The organism is Pricia sp. (assembly GCF_041745955.1).
Classification (GTDB): Bacteria; Bacteroidota; Bacteroidia; order Flavobacteriales; family Flavobacteriaceae; genus Pricia.
In genome coordinates, this window is record NZ_JBGTHY010000293.1 from 1 (window position 1) to 10,575 (window position 10,575).

At 39.9% G+C, this 10,575-nt stretch carries 6 protein-coding genes; all 6 read right to left on the reverse strand.

The window, feature by feature from the left end; genetic code table 11:
• Positions 1-2,975 (reverse strand): VCBS repeat-containing protein (locus ACEW8S_RS10705; RefSeq protein ID WP_373518144.1); only part of this gene is annotated, 2,975 nt, incomplete at its 3' end.
• 258 nt (positions 2,976-3,233) lie between these two features.
• Positions 3,234-5,084 (reverse strand): RagB/SusD family nutrient uptake outer membrane protein, encoded by a 1,851-nt coding sequence (locus ACEW8S_RS10710; protein ID WP_373518145.1) that lies wholly within the window; start codon positions 5,082-5,084, stop codon positions 3,234-3,236.
• A gap of 10 nt (positions 5,085-5,094) precedes the next feature.
• Entirely contained in the window at positions 5,095-8,271 is a 3,177-nt protein-coding gene (locus ACEW8S_RS10715) for a SusC/RagA family TonB-linked outer membrane protein (protein ID WP_373518146.1), read from the reverse strand.
• A 599-nt stretch (positions 8,272-8,870) separates the two neighbouring features.
• Positions 8,871-9,068: a hypothetical protein gene (locus ACEW8S_RS10720; protein ID WP_373518147.1), complete on the reverse strand. Its 198-nt coding sequence runs from the start codon at positions 9,066-9,068 to the stop codon at positions 8,871-8,873.
• 40 nt (positions 9,069-9,108) lie between these two features.
• Complete coding sequence (locus tag ACEW8S_RS10725; RefSeq protein WP_373518148.1) at positions 9,109-10,053, reverse strand: ROK family protein; 945 nt, start codon at positions 10,051-10,053, stop codon at positions 9,109-9,111.
• An 81-nt stretch (positions 10,054-10,134) separates the two neighbouring features.
• A partial coding sequence (locus tag ACEW8S_RS10730; protein ID WP_373518149.1) for a GntR family transcriptional regulator occupies positions 10,135-10,575 on the reverse strand: 441 nt, incomplete at its 5' end.

Consider the following 10,575-nt stretch of genomic DNA (forward strand, 5'->3'; position numbering starts at 1 on the left):
GATCCATATAGGTTTCCAGCGGCGAGTACATCCGTATGACCATCATTATTGAAATCACCCGTCGTAAAGTCATTTAATGAAGATAATTGGGCAAGCAAGTCCAATCTTCTTAATTTAAAAGTGCCATTTCCTAAATTCTCAACGTAGGCGCTACCGAAATCCTCAACAGCAAATTTAGTCGACTTTTCTAAATGCTCTTTGGAATAGATTTGAACTAACTTAGCTTCGGCAAAAGAATTATAGTCTTTGAACTTTTTTTTGATAGCCGGTATTTGTTGGGACGAGCATTCTCTACCCCTAACGGGATATTGTTCCCCGTCCTGATAATAGGATAAGACCAAATCTTCATTTTTATTCCCATCATAATCATAGGTATATAGGGTAAACGGTTCTCCTTTTTTTGCTTTGTACTTATAGTTATACCCTAGATTTCCAAATATGAAATCAGTATCACCATCGCCGTCGAAATCACTGTCCCCCATACCGTACCACCAACCTTGTGTGTTCGCTAGTTGCGCCTGTTCCGTTCTGTCAACAAACTTTCCATCGCTGTTTTTCAAGTACGTAATGGACATCCATTCTCCTATCAAAATCAGGTCAAGCGCATTATCGTTATCCAAGTCGAGCCACTTTGCCTTAGTGATCATACCTAAACTGTCTAAACTGGGCGCTATCTCCGAGGTAACATCGGTAAATTTTACGCTATTATCGCGACTATCATTTCTAAGAATAACGCTTTTGGGTGCTTTAGGATAGTTTCTTGGTACAATTCTCCCGGTAACCAACAGATCCTCATCGCCATCATTGTCATAATCCGCCGAAGTAACATAGCCACCGCTCTCTGTAGCGATGGGCAGCGCAGATTTGGATTCGGCAAACTTGCCCTCGCCTAAATTCATGTACAATCGGTCTTGATAGGCCTGATGACCTGCAGGGTATTCGTTTCCACCGCTAACGACATATAGATCTAGAAGACCGTCTCCATTGACATCTGAAAAAATGGCACTGGTGTCTTCTTGAAATTTAGCGTCGGCCCAAGGAATTTCCATTTTCTCCTTAAACTTTCCATCTTTTTGTTGGATATATAATGATCCTATATTTCCATAAGAACCCCCAATGTAAAAATCATCTAAATCATCATTATTGATATCTCCAACAGCCAGAGCAGGACCGTATTCGGAGATATTATGTGGTAGTAAGACTTGGTATCTATAATCATCGAATACGTTTTCCTCATGCTTATGGGAAATACCTGTCTCATCGGTAATATCTTTGAACAAGGTAATTTTTTCTTCTGCAAGATTCTTAGCTTTAATAGACGCTGTATAATTAAATACCTGAGTTATGTTCGCTTCAACATTTTCTGAAAGAGAGGTGTTGCCATTGGGCCATTCCACCTTAATATTCGTGATGCTTTCGCTATCACCTAGACCAAAAACCAATTCGGCAGGAACGGAGGATTGAAATCCCCTGGTCATTGTTAGTTCTTGATATTGCTCATTTTCTAGTGTAGAGACCCAAACTTTTGCGCCAATACCAAAGGGATTAGTATCGGGACCTTTAAATTTAATTTTAATAAAATTTCCTAAACCATTTTCAACGGCCTTATTTTTAAATACGCTAGCTGGATCGTTCAGATTATTGATTACAAGGTCTAAATCACCATCATTATCCAGATCACCATAGGCAGAACCGTTTGAAAAGCCTTTTTCATAAAGTCCCCATGCCTCGGTTACCTCTTCAAACTGCAAGTTTCCGGAATTCCTATAAATCTGGTTAGGTATTTTTTCAGATGGCATTTTATTGTTCAAAGCCAATAAATCAGTGGTTTCCAAATCAAAGTCGCCAAGATCAATAAAGAAATCCTTATTATTGATTTCATAACGTATGCCATTCGTGACCACCAAATCCTTATATCCATCAAAATCAAAATCGGCAAAAAGAGGACCCCAACTCCAGTCCGTAGAATGTACATTCGACAAGCGGGCAACATCGGAAAATAGGGGTAACCCATTGCCGTCCAACCCCATGTTAAGCTGTAGCATATTTGCAGAATATTGGTGGTGCATATTATTTTCAACGATACGGTGAAATCTATCTGGGTCCATACTGTCCATATTGGCCTTTGATCTTCTATTGTCGCTAGGAAGCATATCCGCCTGAAAAAAATCAAGATATCCGTCGTTATTGAAGTCCGCCGCATCCGTACCCATTCCAAAATAGGATGTGTGTTTGGTAAGCTCTAAATTGTGATCGCTAAACGTACCATCTTGATTATTGATCAAAAAATAGTCCGGGGTCACAAAATCGTTGGATACATACAGATCTTGCCATCCATCTTGGTTATAGTCCCCAACAGATACCCCAAGCGATAAACCGTATTTAGATAATTTGGCTTCTTCGGTGACATCTGTAAATCGTTCGCCATTATTTTGATACAACCTATCACTATCTTTATATGGCACATTATTTTCCTGATAGTACTTAAATTTCTGCATGTTTTGTCCGGCCGTATTAATTGGATAATTCAACACGTAGAGGTCTTGATCTCCATCCCTGTCATAATCAAAGAAAACGGCTTGCGTACTGTTACCTTGATCGGCGACACCGAACTTTTCGCCCATCTCAGTAAACGTTGGACTTCCGGTTTCATTGGCATCATTGATATAAAGCAAATTTTTAGTGGTCTGCCATTTCCCGGAAACACTGACATAAATATCAAGCCAGCCGTCTTGGTTGGCATCTCCCATGGTTACCCCTGTAACCCAACGATTGTCCGCTTCAACGCCTGCTGTAACTGTAATGTCCTGAAATTCAAAATTACCTTTGTTCAAATAGAGCTTATTATCCACCATATTTCCCGTAAAATATAAATCTTGCAGACCATCGTTATTAACATCGCCGATAGCCACACCACCTCCCATATATATCTGTATATAATTGAAATAATTTACGGAATCATTTTCTTGAAGCAAGTTGTTAAATTGAATTCCAGAATCGCCGGCACTTATTTTTTCAAACAACTTTCCGTTCGGATTACTTGTTGTTTCGGAACAACCAATACTTAACAAAAGGAAGCTTGAAAGAAGAAAAATGTATGAGTATTTGTACCCATATAGATTTAAAAACATACCCATTTTCTTATGAATTTCACGTTACGATATTCTCAATACTTAAAGCACCGATATTTTCATATCAGTGCTTAATGTACTTAAATAAACCTTAATAATCGTCTATTGGTAACCGGGGTTTTGTTCAATGCCAGTTCTATTGATTTCATCTCTTGGTATCGGCAACAGATAATAAAAATCTCCCGGCCATGGTTCCCTCTGTTCTACAATAGGCCCATATTCAAAACGAAATTGCCCTCCGTTTGACCAATCTCTGGTAACCGATGTCAAGCCATTAACAGGATTAATATCTATGTTTCCAGGACCAGCCTTCCAGCGTAATAAATCCCAGAATCTATGATCTTCCAAAACAAGTTCTACTGCCCTTTCCTTTCTGTATACTTCCACCAGTTCCGCTCCACTAGCGGTAATAGGGGGCATATTGACCGATGGTCTCGCCCTTATAAAATTAATATAAGTTCTTGCTTCTTCGTCATTACCTAGAGCAATTTGTATTTCTGCATAATTAAGATACATTTCAGATAATCTTATAAATGTGGTCACATTATTATAATCATACTGAAAATCTGCCCTGGGGCCCGTGAAATCCAATAATTTATTAAAGATATAGCCTGTTTGAATATCCCAATGAAATGGGGTACGGCCATCAATCCAATATTGTCTAGAATCCCGTCCAAAATCGAATAAGTCCTGACCGTTGATAGGGTCTACCTTATCAGGGTTTTCATTTGGGATTCCTGGATTGGCATCTTCCCAATATTCATAAGTTCTTTCGGTAGTTCTACCACCATCTATTATATTAACAGGGGCACCTGGATACAAAATATTAAAATAGAAACGGGGATCCCTATCGACAAACGGGTTTTGGGGGTCATGGCCAGAAGCCGGATTTAAGGTAAAGTTTTCATCCAAATAGGGGTATTCCCCATTGGTCATCTGATGCATATTTACAAATCGCTGTGTGGGCACTTGTTTTTGTTGTGCATCAAAACCAGCAGGCCAAAAATCGTAATTATAGCCCCAAGCAATACCAAAAGCCTGTGACTCCGTTCCGTTTTGAATGGTGTATTCCCGTCCAAAAATAACTTCATCCGTTTTGATTGGCTCTCTTTGCACTTGTACGTGATCTGGGTGCAAACTAAAACCTAGCACAAAAACAGCTTCGTGTGCCGCTTCTGCCGCTTGCCATTTTGAAACATCGTTCGATGGGTTGTTCAAAGGACTGGCCATGTACATCAACATTCTTGCCTTTAACGCAAGTGCTGCGGCCTGACTGGCCCTACCGGTTTCCATATCCTCCCCCGCCAAAAGTTGTGCGCTCCGGTCCAATTCATCCAATACGAACTGGGCCACCTCATCATAGGAGGCACGCGCAACCGGTGTAGCTTCTGCTTCATCAAGCGCAACAGAACTGGTCAATAAAGGTACACCACCAAAATGTCTAAGCAGTTCAAAATAGATGTAGGCCCTTTGAAAGGCAGATTCACCGCTCAATACTCTTAAACGGTCTGCATTTAAATCTTCATTCCCTTCTGTATTTTCAAAAAAGACATTTATTCTTCTAATAAATCCGTAAGAGTTTTGCCACATATCGAATACCCCGCCGTTACCAATACCTCTGGTAAAAACTTCAACTAAATCAGGTGTTAGGTTACCTTCTCTATAGGGTATGGCCGAAGAATTGTATTGTAATGTTTCATCTTGGAACGTACCAATATCGGTCAGCCCGATATATCCTCCTGCATCTGGCTCAAAATGTTGGCGAATACCTCGATAATTACCATTGACATAATTCGTCAAGAACGCCTCGTCCGTAAAAACTGCTACCTCACTAATACGATCCAAAGGCGTTAATTCCAGTATATCATCATTACAAGAATTTAAAACAATCATAACACCGGACATTACTGTCAATGTTACATATGGCCCAGCTTTTTTTATTAAACTTTTCATATTTATAATTTTAAAAACCTAAGTTAAATCCTAAATTAATAGTACTCAATTGTGGAAAACTGAAACTGTTGGTAAACTCTGGATCACCTAGCTCAAATTCACCTAGGGCATCAAAAATTGTCAATATATTCGTTGCACTTATGTAGAGCCTAAAGCTTTCTAAACCATTCATTTTCTCCAAAGCGCCATCTGGAAGGTTAAAACCAAGCTGCATTTGCTTTATCCTCAAATAATCTGCATTCCTGAACCAAAAGTCACTAGTATTACCGGCATCTAGCCCTGTTCTTCCTATTCTTGGAAATTCGGCCTCCGTATTACTTAAGCTAAAAGTTCTATCGACATAATACTTTAAATTATTACCGCCACCAGATGCAGCAAATTCATTATTGAGGGGCTTTTTCACTCTACCTGCACCTTGAAGCAACATACTAAAATCAAAGTTTTTAAAACCTGCGACAATATTTACACCATATTGAATTTCTGGAAAAAGTTTGGCATCAAATCTATACCTGTCATCCCCGGTAATGGTGCCATCACCGTTTAAATCTGCAAAAATCAAATTCCCCAATCCTGCACCGGGATAATTGGTATTCGTATCTAAATCTTCTTGACTTCTATATATTCCGGTGGCTTGATATACCAATGGAGCGATAAGCGGCCTACCTTCAGACCTTTGAAACTCAGAACCTTCGGCCGGGGGAACTTCATCTCTAAATATCACTTTATTTCTAGCAAAAGTAAAATTGCCGGTAATATCCAAAGTAAAACCGCTTCTATTATCGTAGTTATAGCTTACTTGTGCATCAACGCCCTCATTTGCAAATTCCCCAATATTCTCGCTCGGAGGTATTATACCAAATACGTTTGGAATCGATGAGTTTCTTGGAGCTAAAATATCCGTTGTGTTTTGCTTAAAATAATCAAAGACAAATCCCAATTTACCCTCAAACAAAGAGCCTTCTAAACCAATATCAAGGCTTTCTGTTTTTTCCCAAGTAATATTAGGGTTGGCAGATACACCCGGAATTAATGTCTGCGCATCTTGACCGCCAATAACAACTCCTCCCGAGTTACCACTTAAACCATTTGGAAGACTATATGCCTGTAAGAATTGGAACGGAGCAACCCTGTCATTACCCAATATACCCCAAGAGGCCCTGAGTTTTAAGTCACTGAATACCTCTGGCATAAATGATTCTTCTGAAAGACGCCATCCCGCGGAGGCTCCAGGAAAGAATCCAAATCTGTTTTCTTTTGGAAAAATACTTGAGCCATCATATCTAAAGTTAAACTGAAAAAGGTATTTTGAAAATGCAGAATATGACACCCTGCCAAAATAATTTTGCCTAGAGGTCTCTGAGGCAGATCCATCGGTAATCCAGTCATCTTGGTTAAGACTGCCCGCAAATAATTCATCAAGGGCCGCAGATTCAAAATTAAGCCTACCTGCGCTGAAGTTATTAAAAGCTCCTTCATTCTGTTCATAAGCCACAAATGCTTTTAGATCATGATCCTTTCCAAAAGTTTTTTCATATTCGAACCTAAAGTTCACCGTAGTCTGACTTTGTTGACCAAAGAATTGCGTAAGTCCCGGCGGTTCAATACTTCTTGATGGTCTTTCCACTACCTCCCCATCAGGACTAAGTTCATACCAGAACCAAGTAAAATTGAATTCTTTATTCACATTGTAAACGTGGTCGTATGCCGCGAAGCCTTTAAATGAAAGTCCATCTAACAACCATGGCATTTTTAAGTCCCAATTGAGATTCGCATTAAATACGTCTTGATTGAATCTCCGATAACCAGGGCTTGTAACCCTTGCCGCAGGGTTGAATTCTGAAAAACCGGATGCAGGAAAATCAGAATCTCCGATAATGAAGGCTGGCAACAAGGGGCTTGTTACACCAAGCTGGTTACCAACACCACCAATATCCCCTTGAGGGGCTTGTGTGAATTTACGTCTTCCGTGAATATCAAATTGTATACTGAAGTTATCACTTACCACTACGTCTAAATTTGAACGGAGGTTGTATTGGCGCAATTGGGTTTTATCATCATTGACAGCCAGTGCCCCTTGTCTAGCGTGCCCAATTGAAGTAAAATATTTTACTCTTTCCGAGCCTCCACGAACATTGAGCGAATGTCTGTTTTGCAACAAAGCCCTACCTCCTATTATTTCATCCCACCAATCCGTAGATTCTCTTGTGCCATTTTGGAAATTATTGATCAATTCTTGGGGGAAACCAAGCGGTCTATTATCCAACTCATCAGAAGTATTGTTAATGTTCATAAAGTCAACAGCACTTGCAGTGCCCAACTTGCCGATAGGTCTTGAAAAACCTTGATCAAAATTGTACTGAAACTTCGCCTTACCTTCAGTACCCCGTTTTGTGGTTACCAAAATTACCCCACCGGCAGCTTGCGCACCGTAAATGGCGGCAGAGGCATCCTTTAGTACCGATATACTCTCTATATCTGCACCATCTATACGGTTAAGACCATCAGGGTCTCTGTTTGCGACCCCATCTATAACTATCAGTACCGGAACATTACCGTTAAAGGTACTGGAACCACGTACTCTTAATTCCGAATCATCAAAACCAGGGGCGGCAGAACCCTGAACTACGAAGAGCCCGGGCACTTGTCCCTGAAGCGCATTAGATGTTGAAATAGCGGGCGTCTGCTTTAGGACCGGACCCTCTAGTTGTGAAACCGCATTGGTTACCTCGGCCCTAGTTTGTGTTCCGTAGCCAATTACCACCACCTCTTCTAAAAAAGCGGCATCTTCTGTGAGTACCACATCAATCATTGTAGAACTGTCTACAACAATTTCTTGGGTGCCAAAACCGATGTACGAAAAGACCAAGGTCGCTCCTTCGGATACGTTTAGGGTATACTTGCCATCAAAATCAGTCTGGGTTCCATTGGTGGTTCCTTTTTCTACAACTGACGCACCCGGTAAACCAACACCCGACTCATCATTGACTGTTCCTGTAATTTGGGTTTGAAGGTTGTCACTTGAAACCTCTGCAACAGATAGGATAGATATGGCTGAAAATAATTGATTTGTTCTATTTGGCGACATCTCATTACCCATTGCATAGGTACACATTAGAGAGGTAACAACCAGCAACAATCTGGCAATTGCCATTCGACACTGGTCGTAAAAAGTAGCGCTTGACTTCATAATTTGAAAGTTATTTAGTTGATTGACAGGGTTGATTTTGGTTATTTGCGACAAATAGTTATAATTGGTTTTGGCGCTAAAAAGCGTTTTAAATTTTTAAATAGTTTGTACTATTTGTCCATCACTTGTCGTATTTATTAAAGGTGTGTTTATATATTTAGATTTTTGAAGTTATAACTAGACTCAAATTTCTTCTGATTTTTTGAAATTCTAATTTTTTCCTGCTTGCTCCGTCTGGAAAGCAAAGGTTTCCCTTGTCGTAATCGGCTATCTACATTATGGAACAATATATAATTATGACATCGAAATTTATTACCATTTTAAATATCAACATCAGATTATTTTTAATGTTAATATGTCCATACATAACCAAATATATATAAAATTATATTATTATTTAATAAACTATTAACTTTTTTATCAGAAAATATATTATCTGTCTTCGTTTGGATGATTCCTAATCGTTCAAAAAACTATTCTGGAGGGCATAGGGGAATACTCGTTAACTATATATTAATTTTAATCCCAGCTTTTCGGCGGATAGGTTTCAAGGTAATTGTTCCGCCAAAGCGAATCCAGTTCACTATTTTATTGGTAAATCAGAATGTTATAGCGGCACCGACGTTAGGAAGTGCGGTAACGCTGATTTGTGAGCCGTCGCTAAAGTATAGGGTTCCTACGGCGGCATGGGTATTTAAATTTGGACGGTCATATAGAATTACTTTGTTGATGGTTTGGGCACTATCCCAAATCATTTTTAGCCATGGATAGTTGATTCCGCCCGTTTTTCTGATCATTTTTTTAAATTGAATTTCGATTGGAAATTAAAAGTACCAATTATTCAAGCATTTGATTATTGTCGAAATTAAGAGTTACTTTTATCCGATTCCAAAAATCCGCATCGAACAATTTGGCACTACCAATAATCGCGGCATCTTCCATGAGTTGCGATATTTCAAATTCTATTTTTAGTCCTGAATTCTGAATTTTTATACTCAGGGCTGGTAAAAACAGGTCGCTGGCTTTAGATATATTTCCTCCCAGAACCATGAGCTCGGGCCGATATTGTTTTAGAAAGGGAAGCATAAATTCGGCCATGTTTGTACCAAATTCTTCGAAAAGGGCTTGAGAATGGTGGTCGTTCGCCTGGGCGATTTCCTTAACCCCCTCAACTTGCCTTGATGAAAGTTCTTGATATTTTTTAATACACCATCGGGTTGAAAAATAATCGTCACTTATACCTTGTTTAAAAGGCTTGTCCCATAGCCATCCGTTTTTGGGAACATCTTTTGAGCTTTGTTGGGGAATACCTTCATCAATAAAAGCCGAACCAAAACCGGTACCCAGGGTGATGGCGATGATTTTACGATAATTTTCGGCCTTTCCCACGGTAGAGACCCCGACGCCAAAGGCCATCGCATCGTTTAGAAACCGGAATTCCACCTCTTGACTTTTCAAGTATTTTTCAAGTTCCTTGGGGATGGATACGCCGTATAATTTTTCATATTTATCGTTTCCGCCGAACATAGCGGTCCCAGTTTTGTAATGAAAGGGTCCCGGAACGGCAAAACCGAGCTTGACCTTGCCTTTGATTTCCGCTTTGGCAATAGTCCCGTTAATGGTCCGGCTCCAGCTTTCAAAAATAACCGATTTGGAGGCCTTGTTGTCAACTTTGACCGAACAACTGGTATTGGGTAGTATTTTAAGCTTGTGAAGGTCAACGGCAGCACTGGTGATATGACTTCCGCCGATGTCGATACCCACTACGATTTCGTTTTCCATCCTTACATTCTGAAAGAAATACACTCCTGTTTGAATCTAAAACACTAAAGGTCTGTCTGTTTAATAGGGAGTGACTTAGTATCAAAGCTCCCTCTTAATATCGATGTCATAGGTGAAATGGTCGGTATGGTAGAAAACGATGTTGTATTCCACGGGTCTATCGCCAACGTCCAAGACCAACCTTTCCCTTCTTAATATTGCCATACCCTTATCGAGGCCGAGCATAGCGGCAATTTTGCTATCGGCTTTTATCGCCCTCAATTTTTCCTTTGAGGTAGCGACAATAACATCGTGCTCCTGCTCCAATAGCTCGTAAAGGGGCCTTTTAAAATTGTCATCGCCCGTGATACCGATTCTTGGGTGAAAATAGGAAACAGAGTAGAGATATTTGGCATCCTTGGACCCCCTTATTTTTTCCAGTTTCCAGACTTTTTTGGATTTTTCGATCGATAATGCTTTCTGTACTTCTGAATCGGGATTAACCAAAACGGCATTCACGAGGTAGTTGACTACTTCAATGCC